We start from the raw sequence: 19,277 nt of genomic DNA, 5'->3' as shown, positions 1-19,277 counted from the left end.
GTTGCTCAATCCGCCTGTTTGATCAGTAGATAGCGAACCGGCTCGCGCTCCGCGAATTCCGCCCTTACATGCCTTAGCACATGGCGCTGGCCTGCAAATGGTACCATGCCAAGCGCTTCGTCGAACGAGACCCAACGGAAATCGCTGTGTTCGTGATTGATGACGACGGTGGCGTCCACCCCCACAAAACCCACGAAGACCGGTAACAAACTGATCGAATCGCGATCCGGCTCATAAAACTGCTCGCAGATATCGGCGGAGTAAAAGCGATCGGGCGCCAGTCCCGTCTCCTCCCTCACCTCACGCAACGCCGCCTCCCAGGCCTTTTCCCCGTCTTCAATTCCGCCCGCTATCTGGCACCACTCCCCGACCAGCGTGTGATTGCGCCGCAACAGCAGGACCTCTGCCTTGTCATCGACAATCCGCAGGATCACCACCGAAACTGCGAAACAGCGAACCGGAATATCCGCCATGTCAATCTTCCTTCTGTGAACTCTCGACGCAGACTAAAAAGCCGCCCGAGACGTGGAGTTTCGAGCGGCTTCTTTATGTCGATCGCGCCGTGAAGACTGGCGTCGGCCGAATGCTTTGAGTGCTTACTTCAGCGAGGCGAGCAGCGCCTTCATCGGTCCCTCGATTGCCGGACGGATATCGGGACGCTGCAGCGCGAAGGCGAGGTTGGCCAGGATGAAGCCGTCCTTGGCGCCGCAGTCGAACGTATCGCCCTTGAACGGATAGGCCGCGAATTCCTGGGATTTCAGGAGCGCCAGCATGCCGTCGGTGAGCTGGATCTCGTTGCCGGCGCCGCGTTCCTGGGTTTCCAGGATCTTGAAGATTTCCGGCTGCAGGATGTAGCGGCCGTTGATGTAGAGGTTGGACGGAGCCGTTCCCTTGGCGGGCTTTTCGATCATCTGGGTGATCTTGAAGCCTTCGCCGACCGGCGCGCCGATGCCGACGATGCCGTATTTATGCGCCTGTTCCGGATCGCATTCCTGAACCGCGATAACGTTGCCGCCACTCTCTGCATAGAGATCGACCATGCCCTTGAGGCAGCCCTTGCCGCCGGCCATGATCATGTCGGGAAGCAGGACCGCGAAAGGTTCGTTGCCGACGATGTCACGGGCGCACCAGACCGCGTGGCCGAGGCCGAGCGGCACCTGCTGGCGCGTGAAGCTGGCGGTGCCGGCAACCGGCAGAAGGCCTGCGAGCAGCGTCAGCTCGGCATTCTTGTTGCGCTCGCGCAGCATCTGCTCCAGCTCGTACTGGATGTCGAAATAGTCTTCGATGACGCCCTTGCCGCGTCCGGTCACGAAGACGAAATGTTCGATCCCGGCTTCCGCGGCCTCGTCCACGACATACTGGATAACCGGCTTGTCGACCACGGTCAGCATTTCCTTCGGCACCGCCTTGGTCGCGGGCAGGAAGCGCGTGCCCAGACCTGCTACCGGAAACACTGCCTTACGGATCTTTTGTTGTTGTGCCACTCATGCCTCCTGAAAGCACGTCATTGTGCGAATATTCAAATCTCGGCATCTAATGACGAATTGCTACCGTTTCGCAAAGACTGCCGCGGGTCGGGTTTCTATGGTAAAGAATTTGTTGACCGAATTCTGTTATTACATCGTTAAGCCGCATGCCACTCTTGCCGTCAGGCTTGGTAAAAGAAGAATGGACCCGACTGCCGATGAAGACGCTTTGCACTAACCTCTTTCGTGGGTTTGCTTTCTCCGTGATCGCCGGGCTCGCCGCCGCGGCCATGCCGATAGATGCCCAGGCCGACGCCGGTTTCAAGACGTGGATCGCAAAATTCTACGATACCGCCGCCAAAAGCGGTATCACCCGTTCCACCTATGACCGAGCCTTCGCCGGCGTCAGTGAACCCGACCGGGACGTGCTTGAAAAGGCGAATTTTCAGCCGGAATTCAAGTCCAGGATCTGGGACTATCTCGACAGCCGCGTAAACCCCTATACCGTCAAGATCGGCCGCGAGATGGCCGCCAAGCACGGCTCGACGCTCGCCTCCCTGGAACGCCATTTCGGTGTCGACAAGAACATACTGCTCGCAATCTGGTCGATGGAGTCCAATTATGGTGCAGCACTGGAGAATCCCGACCGCCTGCACCATGTGCCGCAGGCTTTGGCGACGCTTGCCTGGGGCGACCCCAAGCGCGCCAAGTTTGCCCGCAACCAGCTCATCGCCGCACTGAAGATCCTCCAATCGGGCGATATCACGCCCAAACAGCTCACCGGCTCCTGGGCCGGCGCCATGGGCCATACCCAGTTCATCCCGACCAGCTACCTGCTCTATGCGATCGATGCGGACGGCAACGGCAAGCGTGATATCTGGCATTCGATACCGGATGCGCTCGCCACATCCGCCAACCTGCTTGCCAAGAACGGCTGGCAGAGCGGCAAGACCTGGGGTTATGAAACGGTGCTTCCGGCCAATGGCGCCCGGCACGAAGGCCAGACCAAGACGCTCGGCGAATGGGCGAAGCTCGGTTTCGCGCGCGCGAACGGCAAGAATTTCCCCCGCGGCACCGACCGGGCGACGCTGAAGCTGATGGCCGGCGAGACCGGCCCGGCCTTCCTGATGCTCGGCAATTTCTTCACCATCAAGAAATACAACGCCGCCGACAGCTACGCGCTGGCGGTCGGCCTGCTCGCCGACGAGATTGCCGGTTTCGGCGGCGTCCAGCAGAGCTGGCCGCGCCCCGAAGGCACGCTCGACATCAAGCAGAAGTTCGAGCTGCAGAACCGCATGAAGCAGCTCGGTTATTACGAGGGCGAAGTCGACGGCAATTTCGGTTCCGGCTCGAAGGCTGCGATCTCGGCCATCCAGAAACGCCTCGGCATGCAGCAGAACGGCGAGCCGTCGAAGTCGCTTCTCGAAGCTTTGCGTTGACAACAAGGTGCTTCGCGCCACATCGTTTGAGGGAATCTCCCGCAAGCTGTGCGGGACGGCGGAGGCATGAAGGCTTTGCATAAATCCGGGCAAAAAGAGACCGTTCAGAACGGTGCCTGGCGGAACAGACCCCGACCAAAGAAGGGCGTGCGAAACCGGGGATGGCTGCGCCTGGCCCTTCTCATCCTCGCGGTGCTGATCGCTCTGCCGATCGGCGTGTCGCCGGCCGCCGCCCAGGAGCCCATCCCGCGCCGCAACCTCTTCGATTACCTGTTCGGCGGCCCGCGTTACGAGCGCGACGACCGCTATGAGCGGCCCGCCCCCTACACCCGCCGCCGTTACGACCGCGACGGCTCGATCATCGAGATGAAGCCGCGACCACGCCGCAGCACAGGACGGACCGCCGCCCCCCGCCCGGTACAGCCGATCGCGCCGCCGGCGCCGGAACCGGTCGCCAAACTCGAAAATGCCAAGCAGGTTCTGGTGGTGGGCGACTTCATGGCCGGCGGCATCGGCAGCGAGCTGGAAACGGCGTTTGCAACTGCTCCGGGGGTGGCGATCACCGAGCGAAGCGATGGTTCCTCCGGCCTCGTCCGCGAGGATCATTTCGACTGGCCGGGCGAGCTTCCCGCCATGCTGGACGAGATGAAACCGGCAGTCGTCGTGATCATGCTCGGGGCCAACGACCGCCAGCAGATGACGATCGGCAGCACCAAGGAAAAATTCCGCAGCGACGTCTGGTTCAAGGAATACGAGCGCCGGGTCACCGAACTCGTCGGCATCGTCGCCACCCGCAAGCTGCCACTCCTCTGGGTCGGCCTGCCCTCCTTCCAGTCGCCGGTGGCAACGGCCGATGCTGTGACGCTCAATGCCATCTATCGCAACCAGGTGGAAAAGGCCGGCGGCGAATTCGTCGATATCTGGGAAGGTTTCGTCGACGAGGACGGCAAGTTCATCATCACCGGTTCGGACGTCAACGGCCAGCAGGTGCGCCTGCGCGGCGCCGACGGCATCACCTTCACCAACGCCGGCAAGCAGAAACTCGCCTTCTACGTGGAAAAACTGGTCCGCCGCCATCTCGGCGAAATGGCAAGCCCCGACGTCGTCAAGCTCGACGGCTCCAACCTGCCGGCGCTATCCGCCCTTCCCGCCTCGCCCGGCCAGGCCGTGCCCACCCATCCGATCAGCCTCTCCGACCCCGAACTCGACGGCGGCAAGGACCTCCTCGGCGCCGCCCCACTCCCCTCCGTCCTCGTCGAAACACCGCGCGACAAACTGGTCAGGCGCGGCGAACTCGCCCCGGCGCCGGCCGGGCGGGTTGATGACTATCGGGTTCCTGCGGTAACCGCGGCCACGCGTTAGCGATAAGCATTGGCTCCTGTGCTATTGACCGTTCAGGTTTGAGCCACGTCTGCTCTGAGAGAGGGACAATTTGCAATGAGGGGTGTGGGGCGACGCGTGGAGCCCCTCCCCCTTGTGGGGAGGGGTTGGGGAGGGGTCTTCGCTTCGCATAAAACCCCGCCCGCCTGCCGGCCACCCTCCCCACAAGGGGGAGGGTTAAGAATGCCGCGCCGCCTCGCATCCTTCAGAACGATAACCTCTGAGAACGGATAGTCCCGCCGCTTATCGCGGCAGCACCGAGCTTCCCATCAGGGCCTCGTCGATCGCGCGTGCCGCCTGACGGCCTTCGCGGATCGCCCAGACGACCAGCGACTGGCCGCGGCGCACGTCGCCGGCGGTCCAGAGCTTGTCGACCGAGGTCCTGTAGTCCTTGTCGTTGGCGACCACGTTGGTCGAGCCGCGACGATCGACATTCAGCGTCAGCTTGCCGTCGAGTTCGTTCAGAACCCCGTCGGTCAGCGGGCCGGAGAAACCGATGGCGATGAAGGCGAGGTCGGCCTTGATGATGAAATCCGTGCCGGCGATCGGCTTGCGGCGCTCGTCGACTTCGCAGCAGCGTACGCCGATGAGCTGGCCGTCTTCACCGACGAATTCGAGCGTTGCCACCTGGAATTCGCGCACCGCACCTTCGGCCTGGCTGGACGAGGTCCGCATCTTGGTGGCCCAGAACGGCCAGACGGCGAGCTTGTCTTCCTTCTCAGGCGGTTGCGGACGGATGTCGAGCTGGGTCACCTTGACGGCGCCCTGGCGGAAGGCCGTGCCGACGCAGTCGGATGCCGTGTCACCGCCGCCGACGACGACGACATGCTTGGCGCCGGCCAGGATCGGATCGGCCGCCCAGGCGACGCTCTCGATGTTTTCGCGGCCGAGGCGGCGGTTCTGCTGCACGAGGTAAGGCATCGCGTCATAGACGCCATGCAGCTCGACGCCTGGAATGCCAGCCGGGCGCGGGGTTTCCGAACCGCCGCAATAAAGCACGGCGTCATGCTCGGCGATCAGCTTCTCGACCGGGATATCGACGCCGATATTGGCGCCGTAATGGAAGGTCACGCCCTCGCCGGTGATCTGCTCGACGCGGCGGTCGATGAAGTTCTTCTCCATCTTGAAGTCCGGGATGCCGTAGCGCAGCAGGCCGCCGGCCTTGGATTCGCGCTCGTAGACATGCACTTCATGGCCGGCGCGGCCGAGCTGCTGGGCAGCCGCCATGCCGGCGGGGCCTGAACCGATGATCGCAACCTTCTTGCCGGTATGAACGGTTGCGGGCTGCGGCGCGATGAAGCCGAGCTCATAGGCCTTGTCGGCGATCGCCTGTTCGACCGTCTTGATCGCGACCGGGGCATCCTCGAGGTTCAGCGTGCAGGCTTCCTCGCAAGGAGCGGGGCAGACGCGGCCGGTGAATTCCGGGAAGTTGTTAGTGGAATGGAGGTTGCGGATCGCCTCCTCCCACTTGTTGTTGTAGACGAGGTCGTTCCAGTCCGGGATCTGGTTGTGAACCGGACAGCCGGTCGGGCCGTGGCAATAGGGAATGCCACAGTCCATGCAGCGCGCCGCCTGCTTGGTGATTTCCGCATCCGACATCGGGATGGTGAATTCGCGGAAATGGCGGATGCGGTCGGAGGCCGGCTGATACTTGCCCACCTGCCGGTCGATTTCCAGGAAACCCGTTACCTTGCCCATATTCTACCCCTAGTCCGCCGCTACCGCAGCCAGTTTTCAACTTTCAGTCCCGGCACCCGGGAAAACTCTCTCTCGTTGTCCGTCACAAGCACCGTATCCAAGGCCAGTGCATGGGCGGCGATCAGCATGTCCATGTCGCCGATCGGTTGTCCGCTGCGACTGAGACTATCTCTGACCGCAGCGTAGTGAACATCAGCCGGAGCCTCCCAAGGCAGAACCTCGAAGTCGGCCAACACTCCCTCCACCAGTCTCGCCAAGCGCTCCGACCCCTTCTTGGCGATGCCGTATCTGAGCTCGGCAGCCACGATAAGGCTTGTTCTAAGCTCCCCTTGCGCAAGAACGGCTACCCGTCTCCCTGCCTTGCCATCCGGATTGCGGATCAGATCCGAAATCACATTGGTATCCAGCAGGTAGCTCATTCAGGCAGATCCAGATCGACGGAACGAAGAGGAAGATCTTCGATTTCCGGGAATTCCTGCCCCAGTGGCGCGGCTTGCCGAAGCCACTCGATCAGTTCACCCGGCGAACGTTTCTGCCGCGCGGGATGGATGGTGATAATTCCATCCGTTTCCTGGCGAATGACAACCTCGTCTCCGGAAAGATCGAAATCGCTGGGTATCCGCACAGCCCGGCTTCGTCCGTTCATGAATATCTTCGCCTTGCGCTCCTTCGGCATCGGTAACATCGCTATCCCCCATTTTGTGATATGACAATGTCATATCACAAAACAACTCAATCTCCAATCACTCCGCAGCGACCCCCATCCGCATCCGCTCCATTTCCACCAGCGCACGGCGGTATTCGACCGGCATGACCTTGCGGAACTTCGGCCGGTATTCGCTCCAGCGGTCGAGGATTTCCTTGGCGCGGTTGGAGCCCGTGTAGTGCAGGTGGTTGGAGATCAGCTGGTAGAGGCGCTCCTCGTCGTGGCGCGTCATGTCCTCGGAAACGTCGACGCGTCCCTTGTGCATGAGGTCGCCGCCGTGATGGTGCAGCTTTTCCAGCATGTCGTCCTCTTCCGGAACCGGCTCGAGTTCGACCATCGCCATGTTGCAGCGCTTGGCGAAATCGCCGCTCTCGTCGAGCACGTAAGCGACGCCGCCGGACATGCCGGCCGCGAAGTTGCGGCCCGTCTCGCCGAGCACGACGACGATGCCGCCGGTCATGTATTCGCAGCCGTGGTCGCCGACGCCCTCGACGACCGCGATGGCACCGGAGTTACGGACGGCAAAACGCTCGCCGGCAACGCCGCGGAAATAGCATTCGCCGGTGATCGCGCCGTAAAGCACGGTATTGCCGACGATGATCGAGTTCTCCGCGACGATCCTGGAGTTTTCCGGCGGGCGCACGATGATCCGGCCGCCCGACAGGCCCTTGCCGACATAGTCGTTGCCGTCGCCGACCAGATCGAAGGTGATGCCATGCGCCAGGAACGCGCCGAACGACTGTCCGGCCGTGCCGCGCAGCGTCACATGGATCGTGTCGTCCTTGAGCCCCTTGTGACGCCAGCGCTTGGCAAGCGCGCCCGAGAGCATCGCGCCGACGGAACGGTCGACGTTCTTGATCGGCACTTCGAAGACCACCGGCTCCTTGTTCTCGAGGGCTGCCTGCGACTTCTCGATCAGCTTGCGGTCGAGAATGTCGTCGATCGGGTGCTTCTGGCGCTGCGTCCAGTAGGTCGCCTCCTTCGGAGCCTCCACCTTGTGGAAGATCTTCGAGAAATCGAGACCCTTGGACTTCCAGTGGGCGATCATCTCGTCCTTTTCCAGAAGCTCGACCATGCCGATGATCTCGTCGAAGCGGGTGAAGCCGAGCGAAGCCAGGATCTCGCGCACTTCTTCGGCGACGAAGAAGAAGTAGTTGATGACATGCTCCGGCGTGCCCTTGAAGCGCTTGCGCAGGACCGGGTCCTGGGTGGCGACACCGACCGGACAGGTGTTGAGGTGGCACTTGCGCATCATGATGCAGCCGGCGGCGATGACCGGAGCCGTCGCGAAGCCGAACTCGTCGGCACCCAGCAGCGCGCCGATGATGACGTCGCGGCCGGTCTTCAGGCCACCATCGACCTGCAGGGCGATACGCGAACGAAGCCCGTTCAGCACCAGCGTCTGCTGGGTTTCGGCAAGGCCGATTTCCCAAGGGCTGCCCGCATGCTTCAGCGAGGTCAGCGGCGATGCGCCCGTGCCCCCGTCGAAGCCGGCGACCGTGATATGGTCGGCGCGCGCCTTGGCAACACCCGCGGCAACCGTGCCGACGCCCACTTCCGAGACCAGCTTGACGGAAATGTCCGAGGTCGGGTTGACGTTCTTCAGGTCGTAGATCAGCTGCGCCAGGTCTTCGATCGAATAGATGTCATGGTGCGGCGGCGGCGAGATGAGGCCGACGCCCGGCGTCGAATGCCGGGTCTTGGCGACCGTCGCGTCCACCTTGTGGCCGGGCAGCTGGCCGCCTTCGCCGGGCTTGGCACCCTGCGCCACCTTGATCTGCAGCATGTCGGCATTGACCAAGTATTCGGTCGTCACGCCGAAGCGGCCGGACGCGACCTGCTTGATCGCCGAACGTTCCGGGTTCTGGCTGCCGTCCGGCAGCGGCATGTAACGGTCGCTCTCCTCGCCGCCCTCGCCGGTGTTCGACTTGCCGCCGATCCGGTTCATGGCGATGGCGAGCGTCGTATGCGCCTCGCGGGAAATCGAGCCGAAGGACATGGCGCCGGTCGAGAAACGCTTGACGATATCAACCGCCGGCTCCACGTCGTCGATCGAAACCGGCGTGCGGCCGATCTCGCCCGCCGTCTTGATCTTGAACAGGCCGCGGATCGTGTTCATGCGAACCGCGCTTTCGTTCACCATCTCGGCGAATTCGCGGTAGCGGTCCTGGCTGTTGCCGCGCACGGCGTGCTGCAGGGTCGCCACCACATCCGGCGTCCAGGCATGGCTTTCGCCCCGCATGCGGTAGGCATATTCGCCGCCGATATCGAGCGTCGAGGCGAGGACCGGGTCCTTGCCGAAGGCGGCATGGTGCCGGGAAACCGTCTCCTGGGCGATCTCTTCCAGGCCGACGCCCTCGATGTTCGAAGCCGTGCCGAAGAAATACTTCTCGACCAGAGCCGAAGACAGGCCGATCGCGTCAAAAATCTGCGCGCCGCAATAGGACTGGTAGGTCGAGATGCCCATCTTGGACATGACCTTGAGGATACCCTTACCGACCGCCTTGATATAGCGGTAGACGATCTCCGAGGCATCCACTTCCTTCGGGAATTCGCCACGCGCATGCATGTCGGTCAGCGTGTCGAAGGCGAGATAGGGGTTGATGGCTTCTGCACCATAACCGGCAAGACAGCAGAAGTGATGGATCTCGCGCGGCTCGCCGCTTTCGACGACGAGGCCGACCGAGGTGCGCAGGCCCTTGCGGATCAGGTGGTGGTGCACGGCGGCGGTCGCCAGCAGAGCCGGGATGGCGATGCGGTCCGGGCCGATCTGGCGGTCGGAAAGCACGATGATGTTATAACCGCCCTTGACCGCCGCTTCGGCCCGTTCGCAGAGACGGTCGAGCATTTCCGGCATGCCTTCGGCGCCGCGCTCGATGTCATAGGTGAAATCGAGCGTCTTGGTGTCGAACCGGTCTTCCGTATGCCCGATCGAGCGGATCTTCTCGAGATCGCCGTTGGTCAGGATCGGCTGGCGCACTTCCAGGCGCTTGGCGTTCGCCGCACCCTCGTGGTCGAGAATGTTCGGGCGCGGACCGATGAACGACACCAGGCTCATCACCAGCTCCTCGCGGATCGGATCGATCGGCGGGTTGGTGACCTGCGCGAAGTTCTGCTTGAAATAGGTGTAGAGCAGCTTCGACTTTTCCGACATGGCCGAGATCGGCGTGTCGGTGCCCATCGAACCGACGGCTTCCTGGCCCGTCGTCGCCATCGGAGACATCAGGATCTTGGTGTCTTCCGACGTGTAGCCGAAGGCCTGCTGGCGGTCGAGCAGCGACACGTCGCGGCGCAGCGCCCGCGGCTCCACCGGCTTCAGGTCTTCGAGAATGAGCTGGGTCTTGTCCAACCACTTGCCGTAGGGATGCTTGGTCGCGAGTTCGGACTTCAGCTCCTCGTCGGAGATGATCTGGCCCTTTTCCATGTCGATCAGCAGCATCTTGCCGGGCTGCAGACGCCACTTCTTGACGATGCGCTCTTCCGGCACCGGCAGGACGCCCGCTTCGGACGCCATGATGATGCGGTCGTCGTCGGTGACCATGTAGCGGGCCGGACGCAGGCCGTTACGGTCGAGCGTCGCACCGATCTGGCGGCCGTCGGTAAAGGCAACGGCAGCCGGGCCGTCCCACGGCTCCATCAGGGCGGCGTGGTATTCATAGAAAGCCTTGCGCTCGGGCGACATCGACTGGTTGCCGGCCCAGGCTTCCGGGATCAGCATCATCACCGCATGGGCGAGCGAATACCCACCGCGCACGAGGAACTCGAGCGCGTTGTCGAAACAGGCCGTATCCGACTGGCCTTCGTAGGAGATCGGCCAAAGCTTGGAAATGTCTTCGCCGAAGAGAGGCGAAGAGACCGACGCCTGGCGCGCCGCCATCCAGTTGACGTTGCCGCGCAGCGTGTTGATTTCGCCGTTATGGGCGACCATGCGATAGGGATGCGCGAGCTTCCAGGACGGGAAGGTGTTGGTCGAGAAGCGCTGGTGCACCAGCGCCACCGCCGTCTCGAACCGCGGGTCGGCCAGGTCCTTGTAATAGGCACCGACCTGATAGGCGAGGAACATGCCCTTGTAGACGATCGTCGAGGACGACAGCGAGACGGGGTAGAAGCCCATGTCGACGCCGCCGAACGCATCATAGATGCGGTTGGAGATCACCTTGCGGATCAGGAACAGCTTGCGCTCGAAATCGTGGTTGGTCGCAGCGTCGCGACCGGCGCCGATGAAGACCTGGACGTGATGCGGCTCGGTGGCAGCGATGTCAGGCGCCTTGGAAAGCGACGAGTTGTCGACCGGCACGTCGCGGAAACCGAGGAACTGCTGCCCCTCTTCCGCAATGACGTCCTCGATCACCTTCTTGTAATGCTCGATCTCCTCGGTCTTGCGCGGCATGAAGATGTGACCGACGGCATATTCGCCGGCCTTCGGCAGGGTGACGCCCTGCGCCGCCATTTCCTCGCGGAAGAAGCGGTCGGGGATCTGCACCAGAATGCCCGCACCGTCGCCCATCAGCGGGTCGGCGCCGACGGCACCGCGATGCGTCAGGTTTTCGAGGATGAACAGGCCGTCCTTCACGATCTGGTGCGACTTCTTGCCCTTCATGTGGGCGATGAAGCCGACGCCGCAGGCATCGTGTTCGTTGCGCGGGTCGTAGAGGCCCTGGGCCATCGGCAAGCCGCCGGCGACAAATGGAACGCGAGCTGTCGTCTCGGCCGACATCGGGGCTGCGGGCTGGTGAGCCGTGCCTGATATCTCGGAGATGGTCTTCGTCATCGTCATTCCTCCTGTTGGCCGCCTTCGGCAGCGGGCAAAGTGGCTCTCAAATATCTCTTGGGGATGACAGGCCTAAGCTCCATCCCGTGCCTCATGCGATGGCGCCGCTCCGGCGTCAGCTACAGCTTCGCAGCGCAGCATAACGCGGATCAGCGCGAGCGTCAGTGGGAAAGACATGCCCATCGGCGTTTCTTTTCCCGAAATTAGGACAGCACTTCTGTCCTAATTCTCAAAATTTATGACATAGAAGTTAACCCGCGACAAGAGCGGTTGTTAAAAATCCGCGCCATCTGGCGACAGAAGATTACGCCGAATGACGTAGATGTCGAAATTTAATTACAATCGGCGGTCGTTTAAAGCGTGGCGGGTGCTGACCTAACCGTTTTGGCCTCACGGTCCCACCCTCACCGATTGATTACCGGTTCAAAAAGATTAATCTCCGCACGCTTCCGAGACAAAACTTCCAGGGTATTTTTCAGAATGTTTTTCGCTTCCGACAATTGGGCCGGCGCCCATCCCTCCATCAATGAACGCCTCTCAAAGGAGTCGACCCGGTTCGCCGCCGCCTATGGCAACAGCGATCTCGACAAGGCGGTCGAAGCCCGTTTCAACGAAATCTTCGAGCGGGATGTCTCCGTCTATTTCGTCTCCACAGGCACGGCTGCCAATTCGCTGTCGCTCGCCAGCATTGCGCGGGTCGGCGGCGTCACCTTTTCCCATTCGGAAGCGCATGTGATCGAGGACGAATGCGGCGCGCCGGACTTCTTTTCCGGCATGCGCATGGTTCCGGTCGAAGGCGAAGACGGCAAGATGGACCCGGCTAAACTGACGGCCCGCATCGCCGGCTTCCCGCAGGATTCGCTGCATCACGGCCGCGCCGCCGCCGTCACCCTCACCCAGGCGACCGAAACCGGCACCATCTATACGCTCGACGAGATCGACGCGATCACCAGGATCGCCAAGGCGAACGGCCTGCCGGTGCATATGGACGGCGCCCGTTTCGCCAACGCGCTGGTCTCGCTCGACGTCTCGCCCGCCGAAATGACCTGGAAGCGCGGCATCGACATCCTCTCCTTCGGCGGCACCAAGAACGGCTGCTGGTGTGCGGAAGCGATCGTCTTCTTCAATCCGGAACTCGCCAGGGACTTCGCCTTTATCCGCAAGCGCGCCGCCCAGCTCTTCTCGAAGACCCGCTTCATCTCGGCCCAGTTCGATGCGTACTTGCAGGACGGTCTCTGGCTCAACATGGCAAATCACGCCAACAGCATGGCCGACCGCCTGCGCGCCGGCATCGGCTCGCTGAACAGCACCCGGCTTGCCTGGAACACGACCTCCAACGAGGTTTTCGCCGTGTTGAACAAGGCATCGGCAGAGGCCGCCGAAGCCAAGGGCGCCAAATTCTATGGCTGGCCGGTGCCCACCAATATGCCGGAGCCGGTCAGGGACGACGAAACCCTGATCCGCCTCGTCACCTCGTTTGCCACCACCGAAGAGGATATCGACCAGTTCCTGTCGATCTGCTCGGCGGGCTGAACGACGCCGCGTTTCGACCTCCCAATTGGGGCAGCGCTATCGCGTAGGGGACGTAAGGCGGTGCGGCATCCCTAACCCTCCCCCTTGTGGGGAGGGTGGCCGGCAGGCGGGAGGGGTTTTGATGCGGAGCAAAGTCCCCTCCCCAACCCCTCCCCACAAGGGGGAGGGGCTCCACGCCGCCTCGCATCTCCATAGGCGCTTGCCCTGCCCAGCGAGCCAGGCACCTCTCTCGCGACCGTCACGCCTGATGCTGTGGCGCGATCTGCGCCACGATCAGGCTGGACAGCGCTTCCGTGAGCGCGGCATCGGCGCCGCGCCGCGGAACCAGCACGAATTCCACGTCTTCGAGCACCGGCAGCCGATCCCCCGGGATCTCCTTCAGCCCCGTCGGCGCCATGCTGCGCGGCTGCACGAGCACCCCCATGCCGGCCCGCGCCGCCGCCGTCAGCCCGCTCAAACTGCCGCAGGTGCAGACGATCCGCCAGGCCATCTTTTCCCGGTCGAGCGCCTCCTGCGCCACGCGCCTGGTAATGCTCGGCGGCGGAAAGGCGATCAGCGGCAGCACATCGCCGCGCAGCGCCAGATCCGGGTCGCGCGCTAGCCAGACCAGCGGTTCGCGATAAAGCAGCCGGCCGTTCGTCTCGCCGATATGCCGCTTGGCGAGCACCAGGTCGAGATCACCGATATCCTGCATCTGATAAAGCACCGCGGAGAGCGCCACGGTCAGTTCCAGATCGACCAGCGGATAAAGCCGGATGAAATCTTCGAGGATCGAGGTCAGCCGGCTCGCCACCACGTCTTCCGAAACCCCGAGCCGCAGCCGCCCGCGCAACCGGCTTTCGCCGAACAGCGAGGCGACCTTGCCGTTCATGTCCAGCATGCCCCGCGCATAACCGAGCAATGCCTCGCCCTCCGCGGTCAGCTTCACCTGATGCGTATCGCGAAACACCAGCTGCCGTCCGAGCGACTTTTCCAGCCGCTGGATATGCTGGGTGACGGTCGACTGACCGATGCCGAGCCGGGCTGCCGCTTCCGTGAAACTGCCGGTCTGCTGCAGCATGACGAAACTGTTCAGGTGGTGAAGGTTCAGCATGGCTATCCAATATCATGATAACTGTTAGTGTTTGCATTCTGCTTCATGATAAGGGAGGGGTAAATCCTCAAATCCGAGGAATCCGCCCATGAGCCGTTTTCTGCCGGACCGCTTCACGGTCCTTCTCGTCTGCACCGTCATCCTCGCCTCGGTCCTGCCGATCCACGGCGTCTATGCCGACTGGTTCAACGTCGCGACCGATATCGCCATCGGCCTGTTGTTCTTCCTGCATGGCGCGCGCCTGTCGCGCGATGTCGTGGTGGCGGGCATCCTGCATTGGCGCCTGCACCTGACGATCCTGCTGACGACGTTTGCGATCTTCCCGATCCTCGGGCTGATGATCGGCTTCATTCCGGACGACATCCTGGCGCCGCCGCTTTATGCAGGCATCCTCTTCCTCTGCGTACTGCCCTCGACCGTGCAGTCCTCGATCGCCTTCACATCGATTGCCGGCGGCAACGTACCGGCAGCGATCTGCGCCGCATCCGGCTCCAACATCTTCGGCATGTTCCTGACGCCGCTGCTTGCCGGCATCCTGCTCTCGACCACCGGCGACGCCGGCTTTTCCTGGGATGCGCTGGAAAGCATCCTGCTGCAGCTTCTCGCCCCCTTCGTCGTCGGCCAGATCCTGCAGCCCTGGATCGGCAACTGGATCCGCTCCAAGAAGAAGATGCTCGCCCCCGTCGACCGCGGCTCGATCCTGATGGTCGTCTACCTGGCGTTCTCGGAAGCTGTCATGGAAGGCCTGTGGCACACCTTCTCGGCCCTCGATATCGGCGTTGTCATCCTGGTCGACATGGCGCTTCTGGCAGTTGTGCTCTGCATCACCATGTTCGGCAGCCGCGCACTCGGCTTCAACAAGGAAGACGAGATCACCATCACCTTCTGCGGCTCGAAAAAATCGCTCGCAAGCGGCGTGCCGATGGCAAACGCCATCTTCGCCGGCCAGTCCTCCTCGATCGGCGCCATCGTCCTGCCGCTGATGCTCTTCCACCAGATCCAGCTCATGGCCTGCGCCGTTATCGCCCAGAAATATGCCAACCGCCTGAAGGCGAAGAAGGAAGCCGTAACGGCGCCGGTTGCGGCCTGAGGGTCGGCGGCCTTGATCAAGGCTTGCCGATCAACGCACCTGCTTTGGCCCTGATCTGGGAAAGCTCCCGGGCGGAAACCCGGCCCTTGCGCTGCGCATTGCGCGCTTTCCAGTCGAGGCTCTTCACCTGGTCCGCAAGGACCGTGCTGTCTCCATCGTCGCCGATCGCCACTTCGAAAGGATACCCCTTCCGCTTCGTGGTCATCGGGCAGCACAGCATCAAGCCGAAGCGATTGTAACTTTGAGGACTCAATACGACAGCAGGCCGGCGCCCGGCCTGCTCATGTCCCGCCTGCGGAGAAAACTCCAGCCAGACGATATCGCCCGCCTCCGGAACATAGGACGCAGGCGTCATAGGGCTTCCTTGCCGACAGGCGCTCCAAAATCAACTTCCTCATGGAGGTTGTCGGGCGTCATCCCGGCAATGAGCTGGTCGAGATCGAGCTCTGCCTCCCGCACCACCTCGATGATGATCCGGCCGTTTTCCTCCGACACATCCACGACCGTATCGATCTGCAGCTGTGCCGCCTCCATGACGGCAGCGGGAATGCGCACGGAGGCGCTGTTGCCCCATTTCTTGACGGTGACGCGCAAGGGTCGCTCCATGTAGAAACATTGTCGATACAATAGAGACGTAAGCCGCGCCGGTCAATTACTCCGCCACAAAAAGGAAAAACGGCCCTTCCCCCAAGAGGAAGGGCCGCATTGGGCATACTCACATATATCGGCCGGTAACCCGGCAGCGGGTTAGTTGACCTGCTGCGGGGTGACCTGAGCCTCGATCGTCTTCGGAGCGACTGCGTCTGCGGCAATCGCGATGCGACGGGGCTTCATGGCTTCCGGAATGTTCCGGAGAAGGTCGATATGGAGCAGGCCGTTCTTCAGCGAAGCGGACTGCACTTCGACATGATCGGCGAGCTGGAAGCGGCGCTCGAAGGCGCGCTTGGCGATGCCGCGATAGAGATATTCGCTCTGGTCGGCAGCGGTTTCGTCCTCGCTCTTTTCACCCTTCACGGTCAGCACGTTCGCATGAGCTTCGAGGCTCAGTTCCTTTTCGTCGAAACCGGCAACGGCCATGGTGATGCGATAGGTGTTTTCACCAGTCCGCTCGATATTGTAGGGCGGATAGCTGGGGGTCTGATCGGCCGGCCCGCGATTGTCGAGCAGGTTGAAAAGACGGTCGAAACCGACAGTGGAACGATAAAGGGGCGAGAAATCGACGTGACGCATGGAGTCCTCCTTGGGAAGCGACGTTGCGGTTTTCATCTGGGTTTGCGCATCCCTTCATTGGCGATGCGGTCCCGTTCAGCGGACCCTTTGTGGCGCCCGCAGAGTTCAGATGGGGATTGATTTCCGTGGCTTCAAGAGCCCACTTGCCGGCGCGGTTTTGCGCGTGAACCCGACATGAACAGCGCGTTTCGGGCCGGTTCAGGATCGTTTTGATAGAACAGACAGTGGAAGGCAGACTGTCTCTCTCGACCGAAGCTTCATTCGTCCCTTCGCTTCGGTCATCAATTGCCGGAATCGCTTTGGGTATCCCTAGACCCGCGATTCCGGCTTCTTTTTCCTACTGAAGAACCCGTTAGTCCTCGCTCTGCGTCTCCAGGGCTGCCCCCGGCAGATAGAGCAGGATCGGCCTGATTTCGTAGACCGCCGTCGGGTTGGCCCGGCGCAGGTCTCGCGCCGCTGCAATGGCTCCATCGATCGTCGGGAAATCCACCACGTAGAGCCCGAGTAGCTGCTCCTTGGTTTCGGCAAACGGACCGTCGATGACCATGCCCTCGCCCTTGCCCCGCAAGGTCACGGCCTGCTCCGTCGGCCCGAGCCGCGCGGCAGGTCCGAGGGATTTCTGCGCAACCAGGCGGTCATTGATCGCGAGCAGATCGGTCATCAGCGCCCGATCCTCCTCCTCGGTCCAGGATTGGACCACTCCCTCCTGGTGATAGGCAAGGATCGCGTAATACATGGCTTCTCTCCCTTCAAATACCTCGACTGGCGCAATCCACCTCCTCGCACACTCCCATGCTCGGGCGGACCGACGGATATCCGGAAATCTGTAAATGCGTCCGAATACACATGTTTGACCGGCGGCGTGCAAGCCCTCCGATTTCCTCGGCCGCGCTTTTTCCTTGACGTCCCGCCGCCGCTGGCTGACGCTGGCCGGCATGAACGAAGCGGCAGATTCCATCGACGACATTCTCCACCCGACACCGGGCAATCCGGCTCCGGCCAATTACACGGCCGGCTATTTCACCGGCCATCGCGGCACCAGGCTGCGCTACGGCCTGTTTCGCTCCGGGATGTCGCCGGCGATCGGCACCGTCGTGCTCATGCAGGGCCGCAATGAGTGCATCGAGAAATATTTCGAGACGATCCGGGACCTGAACGCCATGGGTCTGTGGGTCGCGACCTTCGACCTTCGCGGCCAGGGCGGCTCGCAGCGGCTGACGAAAAACACGCGCAAGGGCCATGTCCGGCGCTTTTCCGATTACGAGCGGGATCTCGAAATATTCCTCGAACACATCGTGTTGCCGGATGCCCGCCTGCCCTTCTTCCTGGTGGCTCACTCGACCGGCGCCCTGATCGCGCTCTCGGCCGCCCCGCGCCTTTCGAACCGTATCAACCGGATGGCGCTCGCCGCCCCCTATATCGCGCTTTCCGGCCAAGGCGTGCCGGAAGGGCTGATCCGTTCGCTCTCCGGCCTGGCAAGCTGGACCGGCTTCGGCGGCCTCTCGATGGGCGCCGACCGGAGCAATCGCGCCTTCGAAGGCAATCCGCTGAGCTCGGACCCCAAGCGTTTCGCCCGTAACACCGAGATCGCCGCAGCCCATCCGGAGCTGACGATCGGCCCGCCGACGGCCCGCTGGCTGCATGAGACATTCAAGGCGGCGCGGCGCGTGTCGTCGCAGTCGCATCTGACCAGGATCACCATACCGACCCTGATCCTTGCTCCCGTCCTCGACTCCATCGTGCCCTATGCGGCGCAGGAGGAACTGTCGCGCAATTTCCGTGCCGGCCAGCTGATCACCATCAACGGCGCGCGCCACGAGCTGTTTCACGACAGGGACATCTACCGCGCCCAGGGGCTTGCGGCGATCGAAGCATTTATGCCGGGCCAGGATGGCGGTTTCGGGCTTTCCGAGACAGCCGCGTGATCCTTCGACCTGCTCTGTAACCCTACTTGCCGGAAAGCAGCTTCATGGCTTCCGCATGCACGGCCTTGCTGCCCGCTGCAAGAATATTGCCGCCGTTTTCCGGGCGGCCACCGTCCCAGGTGGTGATGATGCCGCCCGCCTGCTCGATGATCGGGATCAGTGCTCCAACGTCGTAGGGCTTCAGGTTGTTCTCGACCACGAGGTCGATATGGCCGGAGGCGAGCAGGACATAGGCGTAGCAATCGCAGCCATAGCGAAACAGTCGCACCTTCTCCTCGACCGAACGGTATTTCGCCAGATCGTCGCCGCCGAAGATATGCGGCGAGGTGGTGAACAGGGTGGCGTCGGCAAGGCTGCCGCAGTCGCGCACCGAAATCTGCTGCAGCTCGCCATCCGGACCGGAATACCAGGCATTCGTGCCGTCGGCGAAATAACGCTCGCCGATGAACGGCTGGTCCATCAGCCCCATCGCGGCACGGCCGTTCGACTGGAAGCCGATCAGCGTGCCCCAGACCGGCAGGCCGGAAATGAAGGCGCGCGTACCGTCGATCGGATCGATCACCCAGACATGCTCGCGGTCGAGGCCGACATTCCCATGCTCCTCGCCGAGAATGCCGTGTTCGGGAAAGCGTGCGGTGATCAGCGCCCGGATCGCCGTCTCAGCAGCGCGGTCGCCCTCGGTCACCGGGTCGAACCCGCCCTGCTCCTTGTTGACCACGGAAAGGCCGGTGCGGAAGCGCGGCAGGGTCTCGGCCTTGGCGGCGGCGGCAAGCGCATCGAAGAAGTCGCGATCGGGAAGCATGGGGAAATCCGCTGTTCGAATGAAGACCTGTTCTAAAACACCCGCCCGAAGCATGGAACCGGATTCGAGCCGAATGCGCAGAAAATCAAAAAATGATCTTTCGCTGCCAAAAATCTCAGCAATCCGCCTAAAAATGGCGCATAT

Annotated in this window: 17 protein-coding genes; 5 read left to right on the top strand and 12 right to left on the bottom strand. The window is 62.4% G+C overall.

Annotated elements, in window-relative coordinates; all coding sequences use genetic code 11:
• Window positions 1-5: 5 nt before the first annotated feature.
• Both ACZ9EJ_RS02440 and galU read right to left on the bottom strand, forming a co-directional pair.
• On the bottom strand, window positions 6-473 hold the full coding sequence (locus ACZ9EJ_RS02440; protein WP_046639568.1) for an NUDIX hydrolase: 468 nt from the start codon (window positions 471-473) through the stop codon (window positions 6-8).
• A 123-nt stretch (window positions 474-596) separates the two neighbouring features.
• Window positions 597-1,484, bottom strand: a complete 888-nt coding sequence (galU, locus tag ACZ9EJ_RS02435; protein WP_046629218.1) for a UTP--glucose-1-phosphate uridylyltransferase GalU — start codon at window positions 1,482-1,484, stop codon at window positions 597-599.
• A 200-nt stretch (window positions 1,485-1,684) separates the two neighbouring features.
• Between galU and ACZ9EJ_RS02430 the strand changes: the two genes are divergently transcribed.
• Entirely contained in the window at window positions 1,685-2,905 is a 1,221-nt protein-coding gene (locus ACZ9EJ_RS02430; protein WP_046639567.1) for a lytic murein transglycosylase, read from the top strand.
• 66 nt (window positions 2,906-2,971) lie between these two features.
• Window positions 2,972-4,267, top strand: coding sequence for an SGNH/GDSL hydrolase family protein (locus ACZ9EJ_RS02425; RefSeq protein ID WP_046639566.1), 1,296 nt, complete (start codon window positions 2,972-2,974; stop codon window positions 4,265-4,267).
• Between the two features lie 261 nt (window positions 4,268-4,528).
• Here ACZ9EJ_RS02425 and ACZ9EJ_RS02420 read toward each other — a convergent pair whose 3' ends face one another.
• From ACZ9EJ_RS02420 to gltB, 4 genes are all read right to left on the bottom strand, one after another.
• Window positions 4,529-5,983, bottom strand: a complete 1,455-nt coding sequence (locus ACZ9EJ_RS02420; protein WP_046639565.1) for a glutamate synthase subunit beta — start codon at window positions 5,981-5,983, stop codon at window positions 4,529-4,531.
• A 20-nt stretch (window positions 5,984-6,003) separates the two neighbouring features.
• Entirely contained in the window at window positions 6,004-6,402 is a 399-nt protein-coding gene (locus ACZ9EJ_RS02415; RefSeq protein WP_046639564.1) for a type II toxin-antitoxin system VapC family toxin, read from the bottom strand.
• Window positions 6,399-6,659 (bottom strand): antitoxin, encoded by a 261-nt coding sequence (locus ACZ9EJ_RS02410; RefSeq protein WP_046639563.1) that lies wholly within the window; start codon window positions 6,657-6,659, stop codon window positions 6,399-6,401. Before ACZ9EJ_RS02410 ends, ACZ9EJ_RS02415 begins: the two co-directional genes overlap by 4 nt.
• 67 nt (window positions 6,660-6,726) lie before the next feature.
• On the bottom strand, window positions 6,727-11,406 hold the full coding sequence (gltB, locus tag ACZ9EJ_RS02405; protein WP_370649740.1) for a glutamate synthase large subunit: 4,680 nt from the start codon (window positions 11,404-11,406) through the stop codon (window positions 6,727-6,729).
• Window positions 11,407-11,940: 534 nt separating this feature from the next.
• Here gltB and ACZ9EJ_RS02400 point away from each other — a divergent pair.
• Window positions 11,941-12,993, top strand: coding sequence for a threonine aldolase family protein (locus ACZ9EJ_RS02400; protein WP_046639561.1), 1,053 nt, complete (start codon window positions 11,941-11,943; stop codon window positions 12,991-12,993).
• Between the two features lie 238 nt (window positions 12,994-13,231).
• On the opposite strand, the gene ACZ9EJ_RS02395 is transcribed toward ACZ9EJ_RS02400, so the two are convergent.
• Window positions 13,232-14,086: a LysR family transcriptional regulator gene (locus ACZ9EJ_RS02395; protein WP_046639560.1), complete on the bottom strand. Its 855-nt coding sequence runs from the start codon at window positions 14,084-14,086 to the stop codon at window positions 13,232-13,234.
• Window positions 14,087-14,174: 88 nt separating this feature from the next.
• Here ACZ9EJ_RS02395 and ACZ9EJ_RS02390 point away from each other — a divergent pair, with 88 nt between their 5' ends.
• Window positions 14,175-15,176: a bile acid:sodium symporter family protein gene (locus tag ACZ9EJ_RS02390; RefSeq protein ID WP_046639559.1), complete on the top strand. Its 1,002-nt coding sequence runs from the start codon at window positions 14,175-14,177 to the stop codon at window positions 15,174-15,176.
• Window positions 15,177-15,192: 16 nt separating this feature from the next.
• Here ACZ9EJ_RS02390 and mazF read toward each other — a convergent pair whose 3' ends face one another.
• From mazF to ACZ9EJ_RS02370, 4 genes are all read right to left on the bottom strand, one after another.
• Complete coding sequence (mazF, locus tag ACZ9EJ_RS02385) at window positions 15,193-15,531, bottom strand: endoribonuclease MazF (protein ID WP_046629207.1); 339 nt, start codon at window positions 15,529-15,531, stop codon at window positions 15,193-15,195.
• Window positions 15,528-15,770: an AbrB/MazE/SpoVT family DNA-binding domain-containing protein gene (locus tag ACZ9EJ_RS02380; protein ID WP_080955686.1), complete on the bottom strand. Its 243-nt coding sequence runs from the start codon at window positions 15,768-15,770 to the stop codon at window positions 15,528-15,530. Before ACZ9EJ_RS02380 ends, mazF begins: the two co-directional genes overlap by 4 nt.
• A gap of 153 nt (window positions 15,771-15,923) precedes the next feature.
• Complete coding sequence (locus ACZ9EJ_RS02375) at window positions 15,924-16,406, bottom strand: Hsp20 family protein (RefSeq protein WP_046629349.1); 483 nt, start codon at window positions 16,404-16,406, stop codon at window positions 15,924-15,926.
• Between the two features lie 352 nt (window positions 16,407-16,758).
• Window positions 16,759-17,142, bottom strand: a complete 384-nt coding sequence (locus ACZ9EJ_RS02370) for a YciI family protein (protein ID WP_046629203.1) — start codon at window positions 17,140-17,142, stop codon at window positions 16,759-16,761.
• 220 nt (window positions 17,143-17,362) lie between these two features.
• Between ACZ9EJ_RS02370 and ACZ9EJ_RS02365 the strand changes: the two genes are divergently transcribed.
• Window positions 17,363-18,331: an alpha/beta fold hydrolase gene (locus tag ACZ9EJ_RS02365; protein WP_046639609.1), complete on the top strand. Its 969-nt coding sequence runs from the start codon at window positions 17,363-17,365 to the stop codon at window positions 18,329-18,331.
• 22 nt (window positions 18,332-18,353) lie between these two features.
• On the opposite strand, the gene hisN is transcribed toward ACZ9EJ_RS02365, so the two are convergent.
• Window positions 18,354-19,133: a histidinol-phosphatase gene (hisN, locus tag ACZ9EJ_RS02360; RefSeq protein ID WP_046639557.1), complete on the bottom strand. Its 780-nt coding sequence runs from the start codon at window positions 19,131-19,133 to the stop codon at window positions 18,354-18,356.
• Window positions 19,134-19,277: the final 144 nt, after the last annotated feature.

It is taken from the genome of Neorhizobium sp. USDA 3394 (assembly GCF_056280385.1).
Note: the sequence above shows the minus strand (reverse complement) of the source record. Positions and strands in the feature narration are given on the sequence as shown.

Coding starts and splice junctions, on each gene's coding strand:
- ACZ9EJ_RS02410 (WP_046639563.1), bottom strand. CDS start 6,659: ATGCCGAAGGAGCGCAAGGCGAAGATATTCATGAACGGACGAAGCCGG.
- ACZ9EJ_RS02395 (WP_046639560.1), bottom strand. CDS start 14,086: ATGCTGAACCTTCACCACCTGAACAGTTTCGTCATGCTGCAGCAGACC.
- ACZ9EJ_RS02420 (WP_046639565.1), bottom strand. CDS start 5,983: ATGGGCAAGGTAACGGGTTTCCTGGAAATCGACCGGCAGGTGGGCAAG.
- ACZ9EJ_RS02430 (WP_046639567.1), top strand. CDS start 1,685: ATGAAGACGCTTTGCACTAACCTCTTTCGTGGGTTTGCTTTCTCCGTG.
- gltB (WP_370649740.1), bottom strand. CDS start 11,406: ATGTCGGCCGAGACGACAGCTCGCGTTCCATTTGTCGCCGGCGGCTTG.
- ACZ9EJ_RS02370 (WP_046629203.1), bottom strand. CDS start 17,142: ATGTATTACGCGATCCTTGCCTATCACCAGGAGGGAGTGGTCCAATCC.
- ACZ9EJ_RS02400 (WP_046639561.1), top strand. CDS start 11,941: ATGTTTTTCGCTTCCGACAATTGGGCCGGCGCCCATCCCTCCATCAAT.
- ACZ9EJ_RS02425 (WP_046639566.1), top strand. CDS start 2,972: ATGAAGGCTTTGCATAAATCCGGGCAAAAAGAGACCGTTCAGAACGGT.
- mazF (WP_046629207.1), bottom strand. CDS start 15,531: ATGACGCCTGCGTCCTATGTTCCGGAGGCGGGCGATATCGTCTGGCTG.
- ACZ9EJ_RS02375 (WP_046629349.1), bottom strand. CDS start 16,406: ATGCGTCACGTCGATTTCTCGCCCCTTTATCGTTCCACTGTCGGTTTC.
- ACZ9EJ_RS02440 (WP_046639568.1), bottom strand. CDS start 473: ATGGCGGATATTCCGGTTCGCTGTTTCGCAGTTTCGGTGGTGATCCTG.
- hisN (WP_046639557.1), bottom strand. CDS start 19,133: ATGCTTCCCGATCGCGACTTCTTCGATGCGCTTGCCGCCGCCGCCAAG.
- ACZ9EJ_RS02415 (WP_046639564.1), bottom strand. CDS start 6,402: ATGAGCTACCTGCTGGATACCAATGTGATTTCGGATCTGATCCGCAAT.
- ACZ9EJ_RS02390 (WP_046639559.1), top strand. CDS start 14,175: ATGAGCCGTTTTCTGCCGGACCGCTTCACGGTCCTTCTCGTCTGCACC.